At 61.4% G+C, this 14375-nt stretch carries 15 protein-coding genes; 7 read left to right on the top strand and 8 right to left on the bottom strand.

Annotated features, from left to right (window positions below; translation table 11 throughout):
- Positions 1 to 4: 4 nt before the first annotated feature.
- From glp to NF78_RS08035, 4 genes are all read right to left on the bottom strand, one after another.
- Positions 5 to 1237, bottom strand: coding sequence for a gephyrin-like molybdotransferase Glp (glp, locus tag NF78_RS08050; RefSeq protein ID WP_035985679.1), 1233 nt, complete (start codon positions 1235 to 1237; stop codon positions 5 to 7).
- A 94-nt stretch (positions 1238 to 1331) separates the two neighbouring features.
- Complete coding sequence (locus tag NF78_RS08045; protein ID WP_035985678.1) at positions 1332 to 1550, bottom strand: hypothetical protein; 219 nt, start codon at positions 1548 to 1550, stop codon at positions 1332 to 1334.
- Positions 1551 to 1851: 301 nt separating this feature from the next.
- Complete coding sequence (locus NF78_RS08040) at positions 1852 to 2670, bottom strand: tetratricopeptide repeat protein (RefSeq protein ID WP_035985677.1); 819 nt, start codon at positions 2668 to 2670, stop codon at positions 1852 to 1854.
- 7 nt (positions 2671 to 2677) lie between these two features.
- Positions 2678 to 3511, bottom strand: coding sequence for an RMD1 family protein (locus NF78_RS08035; RefSeq protein ID WP_081972549.1), 834 nt, complete (start codon positions 3509 to 3511; stop codon positions 2678 to 2680).
- Between the two features lie 285 nt (positions 3512 to 3796).
- On the opposite strand from NF78_RS08035, the gene NF78_RS08030 reads away from it, so the two are divergent.
- Both NF78_RS08030 and NF78_RS08025 read left to right on the top strand, forming a co-directional pair.
- Positions 3797 to 4372, top strand: a complete 576-nt coding sequence (locus NF78_RS08030) for a cyclic nucleotide-binding domain-containing protein (RefSeq protein WP_035985676.1) — start codon at positions 3797 to 3799, stop codon at positions 4370 to 4372.
- A gap of 279 nt (positions 4373 to 4651) precedes the next feature.
- Positions 4652 to 5038, top strand: a complete 387-nt coding sequence (locus NF78_RS08025) for an FHA domain-containing protein (protein ID WP_318655454.1) — start codon at positions 4652 to 4654, stop codon at positions 5036 to 5038.
- 514 nt (positions 5039 to 5552) lie between these two features.
- Here NF78_RS08025 and NF78_RS08020 read toward each other — a convergent pair.
- Entirely contained in the window at positions 5553 to 5870 is a 318-nt protein-coding gene (locus NF78_RS08020; protein WP_035985675.1) for a hypothetical protein, read from the bottom strand.
- A gap of 220 nt (positions 5871 to 6090) precedes the next feature.
- Here NF78_RS08020 and tmk point away from each other — a divergent pair, with 220 nt between their 5' ends.
- Both tmk and NF78_RS08010 read left to right on the top strand, forming a co-directional pair.
- A complete protein-coding gene (tmk, locus tag NF78_RS08015) occupies positions 6091 to 6774 on the top strand; it encodes a dTMP kinase (RefSeq protein WP_035985674.1) in 684 nt (227 codons plus the stop codon).
- A complete protein-coding gene (locus tag NF78_RS08010) occupies positions 6747 to 7700 on the top strand; it encodes a DNA polymerase III subunit delta' (RefSeq protein WP_035985673.1) in 954 nt (317 codons plus the stop codon). The genes tmk and NF78_RS08010 overlap by 28 nt, the downstream gene beginning before the upstream one ends.
- Before the next feature lie 236 nt (positions 7701 to 7936).
- Here NF78_RS08010 and sigC read toward each other — a convergent pair whose 3' ends face one another.
- Entirely contained in the window at positions 7937 to 9199 is a 1263-nt protein-coding gene (gene sigC / locus NF78_RS08005; protein WP_035985672.1) for an RNA polymerase sigma factor SigC, read from the bottom strand.
- A 403-nt stretch (positions 9200 to 9602) separates the two neighbouring features.
- Here sigC and NF78_RS08000 point away from each other — a divergent pair, with 403 nt between their 5' ends.
- The 3 genes from NF78_RS08000 (at position 9603) to NF78_RS07990 (ending at position 11907) form a co-directional block, all read left to right on the top strand.
- Positions 9603 to 9773 carry a PCP reductase family protein gene (locus NF78_RS08000; protein WP_035985671.1) on the top strand — a complete coding sequence of 57 codons (171 nt, stop codon included), beginning with the start codon at positions 9603 to 9605 and terminating at the stop codon, positions 9771 to 9773.
- Positions 9774 to 10119: 346 nt separating this feature from the next.
- Entirely contained in the window at positions 10120 to 10650 is a 531-nt protein-coding gene (gene dps, locus NF78_RS07995; RefSeq protein ID WP_035985670.1) for a DNA starvation/stationary phase protection protein Dps, read from the top strand.
- 207 nt (positions 10651 to 10857) lie between these two features.
- Positions 10858 to 11907, top strand: coding sequence for a cation diffusion facilitator family transporter (locus NF78_RS07990; RefSeq protein ID WP_156119699.1), 1050 nt, complete (start codon positions 10858 to 10860; stop codon positions 11905 to 11907).
- A 249-nt stretch (positions 11908 to 12156) separates the two neighbouring features.
- Here NF78_RS07990 and NF78_RS07985 read toward each other — a convergent pair whose 3' ends face one another.
- Both NF78_RS07985 and NF78_RS28115 read right to left on the bottom strand, forming a co-directional pair.
- A complete protein-coding gene (locus tag NF78_RS07985; RefSeq protein WP_035985669.1) occupies positions 12157 to 12765 on the bottom strand; it encodes a GUN4 domain-containing protein in 609 nt (202 codons plus the stop codon).
- 15 nt (positions 12766 to 12780) lie between these two features.
- Positions 12781 to 14325 carry a GUN4 domain-containing protein gene (locus tag NF78_RS28115; protein ID WP_052049976.1) on the bottom strand — a complete coding sequence of 515 codons (1545 nt, stop codon included), beginning with the start codon at positions 14323 to 14325 and terminating at the stop codon, positions 12781 to 12783.
- Positions 14326 to 14375 lie beyond the last annotated feature (50 nt).

The following is a 14375-nucleotide window of genomic DNA, read 5'->3' as shown; positions in this document are numbered from 1 at the left end:
GCGCCTAGCTGACGGTCATCACCTGGACTGTCTCTCCTCCATCAATTTGGGTGGTGCCCACCGGGACGACCGCCAGGGCGTTGGTGCCCGCCAGGTTGATCAAATTGCCGGAGCTGTGGCCCCCGCTGGCCAGCTCAAACTCATAGCCCGCTGACGTTGACAGCAGCCTGCCCCACAGGTAGGTTTCCCGCTGCCCCCCGGCTTTTAAAGGGTGGCGGGTAGTGGCGGGCACAAACGCTGGCCCCCAACCCGTTGCCAACCCCGATCGCTTGCGGAGGGCGGGCACCACAAACCGCCAGAATGTCACCAGGGCCGACACCGGGTTACCCGGCAGGCCAAAGTACAGGGGCGCAGAGCCACGCTCCGCTGGAAATGTCGCCACCGTCAGCGGCTTGCCGGGCTTTACCGCCACCGCGCGAATGTGCAGCGTTGCCCCCAGATCCGCCAAGATTTCATCGACATAGTCGTAGTCGCCTACCGAAACGCCCCCGGAGGACACGATCACATCCGCCTGGGCCAGGGCCGATTGAATTGCGGCTCGCAGCGCCTGGGGTTGGTCAGCTACAATGCCCAGCGGCACGGGGATTGCCCCCGCCTGCCGCACCAGCGCCGCCAGGGCGTACTGGTTGGAGTCAACAATTTGCCCCGGTTGGAGGGCCGTTCCGGGCATCACCAGCTCGTCGCCCGTGGACAGAATCGCCACCCGAGGTTGGGGAAACACCGGCACCTGCACGCACTGGGCCGAGGCCAGCACCGCCAGCTCAGGTCCACCGATCGCAAGCCCTGCCTGCATTAAAGGATCGTCCGCCCGACAAAAGCTGCCCCGGTGGCGGACAAACTGCTGGGGTTCGGGCACCTCTAGCACCAGCACTTGCTCGCCCTCCCGCCGGGTTACCTCTTGCATGACGACGGTGTCGGCCCCAGTCGGCAGCATGGAACCGGTGAGGATGCGCGCCGCCTGGCCGGGGCCGACGGGCTGGGTGGGCGATCGCCCCGCCGGAATGGTCTCGGTCAGCGCCAGCGCCACTGGGCTCTCGGTGCTGGCTGCCTGCACATCGGCGTAGCGTACCGCGTAGCCATCCATCGCCGAATTGTCCCAGTGGGGAAAATCGAGCGGGCTGGGGATCGCCTGGGCCAGAACGCGCCCCAGGGCCGACTCCAGGGGAACCTGCTCCGCCGCCGCTGGGGATACAACTAAATCGAGAATCTTGGCTTCGGCCTCAGCGGCGGGGAGCATGGGCGGGGTGGGGAGATGAAGAGGTGAGGGTGTGAGGGGGATGGGAAGGGGGTGAGCGATCGCCTGAGAGCCAAAGTATGGGAAAGGCTAGGGTTTAGAAATCGGGACGGGTGATCAGGCAGCTCAGGGCCAGGGTGACGGAGCCGGCCAGGGTGGCGGCGGTTGAGGCATCGGTGCCAAAAAACACCAGCAGGCCGTAGAGCGTGACGCCGACCGTGGCTACCATCCCTAGCGGGGTTGTGACCACATCCAGAAATTCCAGCAGTCCTTCGAGAAACCGCAAAAACTGAAGCCAGCGGGTTAGAAATGCCATAGGTTTACCGCTCAGGTAGCGTCGGCAGATTGCTTGGGAATCAGCTTAGGGAACTACTTCCAGAATAACTGTTGTGGTCTTGACCAAATTTGTCCAGCCTGAAATTCTTCAGAATTTCCCCCAAAATCGACTTCTGGCCCAGCCATGGCGGTTTACCGGGGAAAACCGACGGCATCCTGGTCGTTCGGGCGGTAGAACGTCCCTGACCACAGGTATGAAACAAAAAATCAAGGCCTCTCGCAGGGGCAAACGACCGTTTGCCCCTCCCCATATGCAGGCCCCAATTCAGCAACGGCCGAGATCAGTACAGCGCCTGCATCAGGCGTTTGCGGTAGGTGATGGTGAGCGGATCGCTGCTGCCCAACAGTTTAAAGACGGTCAGCATGGCCTTGCGGGCGCTGTCGTCCCGGTAGGCTCGTTCGCGCTCTACCACGCTCAAAAACCCCTCCAGAGCGGTAGCAAAATCTCCCTTCAGCGCCGCCTGAGCGGCCGTACCAAAGGCTGTATCCAGCTCGGAATCGCCCAGGTCGGCCAGGGACTGGCGCAGGGTGATCAATCCTTGCAGGCCTTCGGCCATATCCGTGGCCTCGCGATCGCTGGGGTCGATCAGCGCCAAATACTGGGTGGCCAGGGCATCGTCTCCCTGGAGGAGGTAGAGCTGAGCCGCCTTGAGCAGAATCTGACTGTTGTTGGGGTAGCGGGTCAGCAGCGTGGTCAGGGCCGGAAAAACCTGGGCGGGGTCGGCGGTGGCCAGGGCGGCATCAAAGGCGGCCAGGTCTTCCTCCAGGCTCGATCGCAGGCCCAGCCCGGCCAGCAGTTCCCGCAGCTGCGGCTCGGTCAGCACGCCCACAAACCCCTGCTGCACCTGCCCCTGGGTCACAATCCGCACGTCGGGTACCCCCTCCACCCCAAAGGTTTTGGCCAACTCCGGGTTGGCATCAATATCCACCTTGGCCAGGGTGAAATCGTACTCCTGGGCCAGCGTTTCGAGCATGGGCTTGAGCAGCTGGCAGGGGCCACACCAGGTGGCAAAAAAATCCACCAGCACTGGCTGCTCAAAGGAGGGCTGCAGCACGGCCTGCTCAAACTCAGCCTGGTTCACCACAATTGATTGTCCCATCGGTACCTCAGCGGGGGCTAACAAACAGGTCGTACAGCGACAGCAGCACTTCTATCACAATCAGCAGCACTACGTACCACTCCAGGCGCAGGCCCGTCTGCTGCCGCTGCAGGTCGAGCACGGTTTCCACGGTCCGGTTGACCAAATCGAGCTTGCGCTCCAGGGCCGAGTGGCGATCGCGAATTTCGTACTCATCCTCCAGGCGCTGGTAGAGCAGGTCAAGCTCTGGATATTCCCACAGCAGCTCAGGCTTATCGATAATTTCGACCCGCCCCACGATCTTGTGCTGAATGGTCAGCGTCTGGCCAATCTGCTTGAGCAGCTGATCGCCCCGCACCCGAATCTGACGCTGGTGCTGGAGTTCGGCTGCATAGGGCTCAATCCGGTCAAAGACGGCGGCCGCCCCAATCTCGTAGTGGGCTAGCACCACGCTCTTGGCCATCACATCGGCCACCAGTTGGAGCCGCAGCTCATCCAGGGACGAGAGCAAAATCAGACCGTCCTGCACCTTGCCGCTGCTGACCTCAGACAGCCGAATGGTCGCGGCTTCGGTCTCGGGCTGCTCAAAGGGGGCATTGATATGGGGGGTGAGGGTGGCGAGAAAGCCCTGGGCTGCCGCCTCCGAGAGGCCAAACAGCACTACCGCTCCGTAGCTGAATAGGACGCCCTGGCCGCGATCGCCGATCGACACCACCAGCAGGGCTGGCAGCGATGGCTGCACCTGTCTCTGCTCGGCGATCGCCCTCAGGTCAATGCTTTGACCTAAAAAATAAGCCCGCACGGAAATATCGGTACTTGGGGTCGGTTCAGCGACCGTTGCCGCTGGATTTACTGTAGTCATAGGAAAGGATTAAAAAACAAGATAGAAGGGCCATCTGACCGCCCCAGCGCTTAAAGCTTAAGTCTAGTGCCGTGTTGAGAACTGTTGCAGAACACCGTGGCAGCAGCCACGTTTCATACAGGCCATCGTAGGGTATGTTAGAAAACTGGCAGAACCTCTATAAGGTAGCTATGCGGCAATATTCCAGCGTTGCAGGATGGTCTTCCTTTAGCTGTGGCCTAGGTCCAAGTCTCAACCCCGGCCTTGCCAACGGCAGGCGGGCGATCGTGGAGTAGGGCTGCAGCCATGAAACGTGTAGTATTCATCCTTGGGGTTTTAGAAGACGACGACGTTGACTGGCTGATCGAGGTTGGGCAGCGGCAGGAGCTTCAGCCTGGGCAGGTGCTCATTCGCGAGGGCGAACCCTGCGAACACATCTATCTTATTTTAGACGGGGGCCTGGAGGTGTCGGTGGCGGCTCTCAACGCTCAGCCCATCGCCCACCTGGCTACAGGGGAAGTGGTTGGGGAAATGTCCTTTGTCGATAGCCAACCACCCTCCGCCACGGTGTCTGCCCTGGAGCCAAGCATTGTGATGTCGATTTCCTGCGCCCAGCTGCGCCACAAACTTCAGCAGGACATCTGGTTTGCCTCGCGCTTTTACCGCGCCCTGGCGATTTTGCTTTCCAGTCGTCTGCGCAGCACGGTTAAGCACCTGCAGGGAGAGCACTGGCGGCCAGTAGCCAGCCTCAACGACGCTGGGCTAGACGAAATGAACGACATGCTGTCCATCGGTGGCATTCGTTTTGACTGGATGCTCAAGCGTCTGCGTGATGTCAACTCCAATCCCTGGGAAGAATTAGAAGTAGACGCCACCGACTGAGGCGGACACCCAAAGGGGATTCTGCTACCATTCAGGCAATGGCTACACAGGGTAAACTAGTGGGCGACCGTCCGTTGACTTTCAGCGTTGTCTTCCCCGGTGGCGTCAGGCTACCCAGCTTACTCCTGGTCAGCTAACCACGCGCCGTGTCGCTAATCGGTTCTCAAGAGCCGAGGCGCTGGTGAAATGGGAAGGGGTGCATTGACGGTTGGGTTGCCGAAAAGATTGGTCGTTTCCTGTCAAATTGATTCTGGGCTCCGTTTTTGCAAGTGTCCGAGCATGCCACTCCATACCAAACTCAGCAATATTCTCATCGTCGAAGACAGTAAAGGCCGTCGAGAGATCGTTCTGGACGGATCGGTCTACTCCATTGGACGGGATCCCAAGTGCGACATTCGACTGTCGTCGCAGTTTGTCTCACGCCACCATGCCACCCTGGTACAACTGCCAAAGGACGACGACACCTTTTACTACCGCATTGTAGATGGCAATTTAAAGGGGAAGCCCAGTGCCAACGGCATGCTGATTAACGGGCGTAAGCTTCAGGCCCACGACCTTAAAAATGAAGACGAAATTGTCTTTGGTCCCCAGGCCCGTGCAATTTATTACCAGCTCAAGCGCGATAGTCAGTCCACGCTCCCCCCGGACGAGTTCGAATCACCCTGATCAGCCCCAATATGGTGGAAGAGGGCGACGAGGGGTCAGAGGACCTAGACGAAGATACAGAGATGTAGGCCAGCTGGGGCTACTACAGCGTCTGGCGTAGGAACTGCTCGGGGAAAACCTGGTGCCGTGAACGACTGAAGTTCGGATGTTGGCTGAGAGGCGTTCTCTCTGACGGTGGCCAATGTCAACCCTGCGGCGGTTTAGGTTGCTAGGAATGGGGAAATCTCGGGCCTTGAGACTGTTCGGCATCTCGTAGCTTGGGTGCAACGGAGCCGTTTGGACCGCGTTTCTGAGGAAGAACGCTTAACATCCAAGAGATCCTTCGGGTTCTGCTATCGCGGCACCCAACCCACGGGTTTGAGCTAGGTTTTGCTTGGCTCACAACGCCCAAGGGGCTGTCATCAATTAGCTGCTAAACGCTCAACAACCAAGGGCTACAGCTCCTAGGCTGTCGTTTGGGTCGGGCGTGGCAAAGCTTGATATACCGGGATTTTGCCACAATTGATGACACGCCCTAGACCAGCGCTACAATGGCCTGATTGACGGCGCTAAACACCTGCTCACAGTGGTTGTCCCGCCTGAGCGGCAGTTCTTCGTTTTTTACCACCAGGTTTACACAGCCCGCACCTGCGGCCACGGTCGGTTGATTGATCAAAACTTCAATGGTGGTGAGCTGAGATATAGAAACTTGACCGGGTTGCTCTTTGGCGACCAGGTAATCGCCGTTCTCGTAGACCATATTCAACCCAAAGGACTTAAGCGAGCTGATGATAGAGTCTCGCAGTCGAGAGGTTGTCTCTGGAACCGGAAGAGAGTTGGTATAACGGGCCATAGGCGTCCTTTGCTGAGACTGTAACAACTGTTGCTCAGTACAAGGTCGATGGCGACTTAAGCTTAGTTCCCCAACGAACCCATTTGCCTGGGTATGCTCCACCCCAGGTTTGTATCTTATTGTATAGCATATTTTTTGCGGGCGGCGGCGGCCGGCCAGAGGGCCGAGGCTGGCGGCATTGCCTGTAAGCTTGAAGGGGCAACCACTAGGGGCACAGGCAATGCCAGGCAAACTGCTGGTCTTTGAGGGGGTAGAAGGGTGTGGCAAATCGACTCAGCTGCCCATTTTGCAGGCGACGCTGCTCAAGCACCGTGCGTTTCAGCGGCTCCAGGAGCAGCATGCGGTATCTGGGCTGCTGACCACCCGTGAGCCAGGGGGCACGGAACTGGGGTTGGGGCTGCGGCACCTCCTGCTGGGCTATCAGGGTAGGGCGGCTATGGCCAGTCGGGCCGAACTGTTGCTCTATGCCGCCGATCGCGCCCAGCATGTCGAAGAGGTGATCAAACCTGCCCTGGCCGAGGGCTGCTGGGTGCTGTGCGATCGCTTTATTGACTCAACGGTGGCCTACCAGGGCTACGGGCGCGGCCTCGATCTGGACCTGATTGACCAGCTCAACCGGGTGGCCACCGGGGGGCTGGTGCCCGACCTCACCCTCTGGCTCCAGCTCGATGCCGAAGTGGGGCTGGCCCGCACCCAGCAGCGAGGGGGTGCCGATCGCATGGAGCAGGCGGATCTGAGCTTTCACCAGCGGGTGCAGGGGGGCTTTGCGGCCCTGGCAGCGCAGCACCGCGAGCGAATTGTGGCGATCGACGCGGCGGCTGGGGTAGAAGCTGTGGCCAGGGAAATTTTTGCCGTTGTGGAAGGGTATTTGCAGCAGTGGTACGCCCCCAATTTGATGACCTAGTTGGCCAGGACACCGCTGTGGCCCTGCTCTGCCGCGCCTGCGATCGGGGGCGGGAGGCCCCGGCTTACCTGTTCGCTGGTCCCCAGGGGGTGGGGCGGCGGCTGGCCGCTGAGCGGTTTGCGGAAATTCTCCTGGCGACATCCGAGCCGCCATCGCCGGTCCTGCAACGGCGGATTGTGCAGCGCAACCACCCTGACCTCCTGTGGGTCGAGCCCACCTACCTGCACCAGGGCCGATTGATCGCAGCATCCCTGGCCACAGAGGAGGGCCTCAGCCGCAAAAGCCCACCCCAGACGCGCCTGGAGCAGGTGCGCCAGATTGCCCAGTTCCTCAGCCGTCCGCCCCTGGAAGCCCGTCGGGCGGTGGTGGTGATTGAAGCCGCCGAAACTATGGCCGAGGGGGCCGCCAACGGTCTGCTCAAGACCCTGGAGGAACCTGGGCAGGCGACCATCCTGCTGCTGGCCCCAGGCCCCCAGGCGCTGCTGCCCACGCTGGTATCGCGCTGCCAAACGATTCCGTTCCAGCGGCTGAACGCAGCCGATATGGCGATGGTGCTCCAGCGGGTAGGGCAAGGCGAGGTGCTGGAGCAGCCGCAGATCTTGGCGATGGCCCAGGGCAGTCCGGGGGGGGCGATCGCCGCCTACCACCAGCTCCAAACCATTCCCCCCGAGCTGCTCACCGCCCTGCACCAGCCCCCCCGTACCCTGCGCGAGGCCCTCGACCAGGCCCGCCAGGTGGCCAAAGCCCTCGACACCGAGGCCCAGCTCTGGCTGCTGGACTATCTCCTCAACTGGTACTGGCAGAGTTACCCCGCCGAGAGCCCCCGCTGGCTACCTAAGCTGGAAGCCGCTAAGGGCCATCTGCGCCGCTTTGTGCAGCCCCGCCTGGTTTGGGAGGTGATGCTGATGGCGCTGGTGCAGGTCTAGGCGTCAGTAGGGTTCCCGTAGATTGGGTAAATCGGAGCGTAACCCAACGGCAGTCAGCCTGGTTGGGTTACGCTAGCGCGCCACCTAACCCTACAAACTTAGGTTTGACAGAACATTAGGGGCTGTCAGCGTTGATGCCTGATCCCAAATCCGACTCACAAAACCCCGATTTGAACCCAATACCTGGTAGGGGCGTTGCAGTGCAACGCCCCTACGACCCTTGAGGGCATGGTTCTCTAGTTGAGCGCTTCGAGGTAGTCGCGAACGCGGTTGCGGCGCTTGGGCTGGCGCAGCTTTTGCAGCGCCTTGGACTCAATCTGGCGCACTCGCTCGCGGGAAAGCTCCAGGGCGCGGCCAATTTCGGCCAAGGAGTAGGGGGTGCCGTCGCCGAGGCCAAAGCGCATGTTGATCACGTCCTGCTCACGGGTGGTGAGGTCGGCCATCAGCTGCTGCAGGTCGCGGCGCAGGGACTCGCGGATCAGCATGTCTTCGGGGGACATGCAGTCGGTTTCGAGCAGATCGCCCAACTCGGTGTCGCGGTCTTTGCCCACCTTGGTTTCCAGCGATACAGCGCGGGGCACGCGCAGCAGCACCTCGCGCACCTGGGCGGCGGTCATATCCAGCTCGCGGGCGATGTCTTCGACCGAGGGGGTGCGGCCCTTTTCTTGGGAGAGTTTGCGCTGGGCTTTTTTGATTTTGTTAAGCTTTTCGGTGATGTGGACGGGCAGGCGAATGGTGCGGCTCTGGGTGGCGATCGCCCGGGTAATCCCCTGGCGAATCCACCAGTAGGCGTAGGTGCTAAAGCGGTAGCCCTTGGTGGGGTCAAATTTTTCCACCGCCCGCTCCAGGCCCAGGGTACCTTCCTGAATCAGATCGAGCAGCTCCAGGCCCCGATTCTGGTACTTTTTGGCCACCGAAACCACCAGGCGCAGGTTGGCCTTGATCATGTGCTCTTTGGCGCGAATGCCCTCGGCAATGGCCTTCTCAAGCTCGGCCACGGTGAGGTTGCTGAGTTCGGCCCAGGCCCGTTTGCCGGCGGTGAGGGTGGGTTTGAGGTCGGCGCTGGGCACGCCGGCTTCGGTGGCCCAGCGCTCCAGGGATGGGCGATAGCCCAGCTGAGAGGAGAGGCGATCGCGGGTTTTCAGCAGGTTGCTGTAGACGGCTAGAATGCCGCCACTCTGGTCGGCGGCCTGGGTTAAGTCCTCTAGCAGCTGCATGTAGCTCTGCACACACTGGGCTTCGGAAACCTCTTCGTGGCGCTCCAGCAGCCGGACCCGGCCAATTTCTTGCAGGTAGAGGCGCACCAGGTCGGTGGTGCGCTTGCCCTTCAGCACGGCGGCGGCATCGGCTTCAAAGTCACCCTCCTCAACATCGACGGAGGAAAAGTCATGGAGCTGAAGGGATGCCCCTTCGTCCTCTTCTCCTAGGCTGCGGAGGCCAAGCTCCTGATCGGGTAGGGCGGAGGCTTCATCTTTTTTGTAGTGGGGTGTTGCTACCATGACGCTCTCTTGTAACGTGTCTAAACGTGTGCCGATAGGCCATTTGCCAACCTGGGCTTAGTATTCCCAATCCGCCAGGACTTTAGAACAAGGGCTTGAGTTCCAGGGCCTGGGAGCCTGACCTGAAGCCGCCGGGGTTCTAGCCCCTGGGGGTTTAGGACGGCCAGCCGCATTGGTTAATCTGGGGTGACTCTGGGGGTGGGCCCTGGGGGCGGGCCCTGGCGGGGGGAGAGATCGAGGCGATCGGGGGCTGAGGTAGAGTTGGGCAAACCGACACCATAATCTACGCATCTACGGCCTGGCTTTCCTGATGGAACGTTACACCTTGGCAAAAACCTTACATTGGCCCTGAGGCGACGTATAGGATTAGGGCATTCGTTGCAATTGGGAGCAGACTTCGCTAATGGTTGACGACCTTCCCTGGACGCCCGATGCCCAGGCCAAGCTCAAAAATATTCCGTTTTTTGTTCGGGCTCAGGCTCGCAAGCGAATTGAAGATGTGGCGCGTCAGGCCGAAGCTGAGGTGGTAACGGCCGATTTGGTCGAGCAGGTGCGGCTGGAGTTTGGCCAGTAAACCCTGGGGCGTGCCCTAGTGCCTGGCGAAAGCAAGAAGCGGCAAAAAACTGGGGCACTGGAATACAGATCCAGCTGCTGGGGCAGCGCTATGCTGGCGAGGGCACTGCCGAAGCGGGCAGATTCAAGCCAGGGGAGCGCTTTTGGACCCCTGGCCAGCGTGATTGACCGGGGCGACGGCGCAATTTTATAAAGAGGCGAGGAACCGAGGTTGCAAGTCGTACTCATAACGAGTATGATTTAGAAGAGGCCGGGGCGATAGTGGTAGGATTGCCAAGACTGGGCCCGCAGGCCGTACGGCAGATTTGTTAGTTATCCGTTTGATTGACAGAACAAAGAGAGGCTCCATGGTTGCAACCGCTGAAAAAACCAAGACCAAGCGCGGATTTTATCCCACCCGCATCGATATGTCGGCTGAGGTGCGATCGCAGGTGTGCGCCCTGCTAAACCAGACGCTGGCCGCTACCCTCGACCTCAAGACCCAGACCAAGCAGGCCCACTGGAATGTGAAGGGCATGAACTTCTACCAGCTGCACGAGCTGTTTGACGAGCTAGCTGGGGAACTGGAGGGCTACGTCGATATGGTGGCCGAGCGGGTTACCGCCCTGGGGGGAACCGCCATGGGCACCGCCCGCATCGCCGCCGCCGAGTCGATTTTGCCCGAGTATCCCACCGATGCGGTGGAAGGCCCTGAGCACGTGACGGCCCTGGCCGAGCGCTTTGCCGCCTACGGCAAGCACGTGCGTGAGGCCATCGACACCACCGATGACCTGGGCGACGCCGACACCGCCGACCTCTACACCGAGATCTCCCGCACCATTGACATGCGGCTGTGGTTCCTGGAGGCGCACCTGGTGAAGAAGGCCGATCTGGGCTAGGCATAGCCCCTGTGTCTACAGTCCGGTGGGGGCCGGGGGGACAGATTCTGTCCCCCCGGCCCCTGATTGTTTGGGGCACCGATCGGGTCCGAACGACTTGCCCAGGGGCGGTTCCTGAGACCTGACTGGATCACTATCTAGGCCATGCAGTGGTGAGACTGAGGCCTGAGCCGCTACCATAACGCTTCAGTAGCTCTTGCGCGCACTATGACTAACTTGGCTTCTCGGGCTTCTCAAGGGTCTGGCTCTGATGCGGCAAATAGCGCTGCCGATGGCGCGATCGCCTCAGCGACCCTGGTAAATACTCCCCACAGCCACGGGCATGCCCACCCCTATGACCACGCCCACGGCGGCCACGGCCACACCCACGGCGCGGTAGATCCTGAAATTGCCGCCTCGGCCCGGGGGCTGTGGGCGGTGAAGTGGTCGTTTGTGGGGCTGGCGATAACGGCGATCGCCCAGGCGGTGGTGTTTGCCCTCTCGGGCAGCGTGGCGCTGATGGCCGACCTGATTCACAACCTGGGGGATGCCCTGACCTCGGTGCCGCTGGGGGTGGCCTTTGTGCTGAGCCGCGCTCGGCCCTCGTCCCGCTTTGCCTACGGCTATGGCCGAGCCGAAGATTTGGCCGGGGTGGCGATCGTAGGGGTGATTTTTTTGAGCGCGCTGATTACCGGCTATGAATCAATTGAGCGGCTGCACCAGCCCCAGCCAATCGACCATCTGGGGGCCCTGGCGGCGGCGGCGGTAATTGGCTTTGTGGGCAATGAGGCGGTGGCTCTGTTTCGCCTGCGGGTGGGGCGCGAGATCAACAGCGCCGCCCTGGTGGCCGATGGGCTGCACGCCCGCGCCGATGGCCTGGTGAGTTTGGCGGTGCTGGTCAGCGCCCTGGGGGTGGGGCTGGGCTACCCCTGGGCTGACCCCATGATCGGCCTGGGCATTACCCTGGTGCTGCTGCGGGTGGTGTGGGAGTCGGGCCAAACGGTATTTACCCGGCTGCTGGACGGGGTAGAGCCGGAGGTGCTCGATCGCCTGCGGCATGAGGTGGAGCACGGGCTTGAAGATACGGCTGCTGCCACCGTTCAGCGGGTCAAGGGGCGGTGGCTGGGGCACCGGCTCTACGCGGAGGTCACCCTCGGGGTAGAGGCTCAGCTTTCGGTGGCGGCGGGGGACGCGATCGTCACCCGGCTCAAGGCGCACCTGCACCAGCAGCTGCCCTACCTGGGCGAGGTCACCGTTGAAATTCAGCCCCAGGCTTAGGGCGTGTCATCGATTGTGGTGAAAACCCCGGTATATAGCGATGGCCATTGCGCTTAGGACAATGCCCCCTGTAACCGCTGCAAACTGGGGTAGCGCAACGGCGTATAGCCATCGCTTCAAGTGTATCGGTCATGGCCTAACTGTTCTGGCGATGGCTATATCCAACCTTGCCACGCCCGACTTAAAAGACAGGTTAGGGGCTGTACCCCTTGCTTTTTGAGCGTTTAGCAGCTAATCGATGACAGCCCCCTAGCCGCCGAGTTGACGGCAGCGCGAGAGCCGCAGCATCATGGCGTCGAGTCGGGCCAGGTCGCCAAAGCAGCCGCCCTGGCCGGTCAAAAAGCCCCCCATCTGAAGCGAAACGAGGCGAGGCACCCGCCAGTACCAGAGGGCTGGCAGGTGGCCTCTGGGGGCATCGAGGTCAAACTCCAGCCAGTTGTAGAACCGCAGAAAGCCAAGGGGGCGCAGGGAGGGCAGCATCAGCCAGCCCACCTCGGCAAAAAAAGGGTGGGGGGTAGACCAGTTGTTCAGGTCGGGGTCGAAGTCCACGGTTTCGAGCAGGTCGGCGTAGATTTGGAGCTGGGCCGAAAAGCCGAAGTGCCCGCCGCTGGAGCGCTGCCAGCGATCGTCAATGGCCTGGAGCAGGGAGCAGGGCAGGGCTGCGATCGCCTCGGGAGTCAGGTAGGGGGCCTGACGCGAGGCGGCTCCCTGCCCCTGGGCGGCCTGGTTCTGGGCTACGGCGTCCAGCAGCAGCGCGGCCGTCAGGCGATCGCCCTCCTCCCAGTCCTCCTCGTCGAGCAGCAGGCTGAGTTCATTGAGATTTTCGTCTAAACCACGGCTGGTGGCGCTGGTGTGCATGGGCAGACCCTCCGGTTAGGCAAGCTGGGTGGGGAAGGTTGAGTCAAGGGCTGGAATCGGTACGGATTCCAGAGGCATACAGTCGTTGAGGTGGTGGATGACAGCGGCCATCACCTGCAGGTTGATTCTGTAGCGATCGCTCAGACTGGGGCAGCACCAGCGCCAGGTGGGCAGATGCCCTGGAGGAGCCTCAAGGCTGAAGTTGAGGCTGTGGTAGGGCCGGTAGCCTCTGGAAAGCCAGGCGGGCTCCTGGCTCCAGCCCAGCGCCCGCTCAAAGGCCAGGCAGCGCTGGCGATCGTCCGGCTGAATTTGCTGCTGGCTCCGGTAGACCTGCTGCTGGGCCTTAAACCCAAACCGGCCGCGACTGTAGCGCTGCCAGAGGCCGTCGATGGTGGCGATATCGACGGGGGACAGGCGCTGCACCGTGGCGGCGGTGACAGGCTGCATATCGAGGTTGACGGCCCTGAGAATAGCGACTTCGGTTTCCAGATCGGCCTCGTGCCAGGCCTGTCGGTGCAGCAGACCCCGCAGACGACTGTAGTCAACCCCTGCGGCGGTCGCCACGCCGCCGTACAGCTCGTCGCGCACCTCGGCTTCCAGTTGCAATGCCTGCTCGACCGGAACATTCCACAGTCGCCGGGCCTGGTCGAGTCGGCCCTGGTCAAACTCAGAGGGGTAGATGCCCTTAGCCATGCCCTGGCGGCACAGCTCCCGGTACTGGTCGTAGTGTTCCTGCTCCCGCTGCGCCTGTTTTTGCCGTTCGGCTTCGGCTTTGGCTTCGGCAGACAGGCGGGCATCGTCAGCGGTTTTGGCCCTGGTGTGCTCAGTTTGGAGCCGCAGATGGTCGGCGTAGCGCTGCTGGTGGGTTTTAAAAATCGCCTCGGCTTCCAGAATAGACAGGCCCAAATTTTCGGCCAGCTCCTGCAGCACGGGCCAGATGTCTTTGGGGGCAAAGGGGGGGCCTGCATCCATGCCCCGCAGGCGGCTGAACTCAGCGGCGGTGATGTCTTCAAAATGGCGACGTTTGTCGGCCTGGGTGGGGTAGGGGCCAGCGGCCCTGGCGTTGAGCACTTCGGCCTGCTCGGCGGTGAGGCCCAGGCGCTGGCGCAGCAGGTTGAGGTTGTCGCGTTCGGTGGGCGATAGCTCGCCCTGGGTGCGGCTGTAGGTTTCGGCTTCGGCCAGGTAGTCGCGCTCGGGGGAGAACAGCAGCCCGCTCTGGGCTGCCGCCATGAAGCCGATCAAATCTTCGGCTTGATGGGTCTGAATTTGCAGCATCAGCTCTGCGATCCGAAAGCGAAAGCAGGTCTCAATCGGGTGGTAGTAGAGGCGATCGCGCAGCCGCCGCAAAATCGATTCCAGCAGGTTTGAGGGAGCCCTAAACTCAACCCCAACGCGAGTTTCGGCCACATCTCGTAGTTCTGAGATGGTTTCAAAGCGGGTCTGGCTCATGCCGTCGAGATCGCGCAGATCCTCAATTAAGTAGTGAACCTCAGTGACCAAATCCTCGCTCTTGCACTGAGGATCGACAAACTTGATGGCAACTAAAACATTTTGCGCCAAGCCAGCACCTCACAGACGCACCCAAGCCGGGTTTTAGCCAATGTATCCCT

The organism is Leptolyngbya sp. KIOST-1 (assembly GCF_000763385.1).
Taxonomy (GTDB): Bacteria; Cyanobacteriota; Cyanobacteriia; order Phormidesmidales; family Phormidesmidaceae; genus Nodosilinea.
This window is presented reverse-complemented; position numbering and strand designations above follow the sequence as displayed.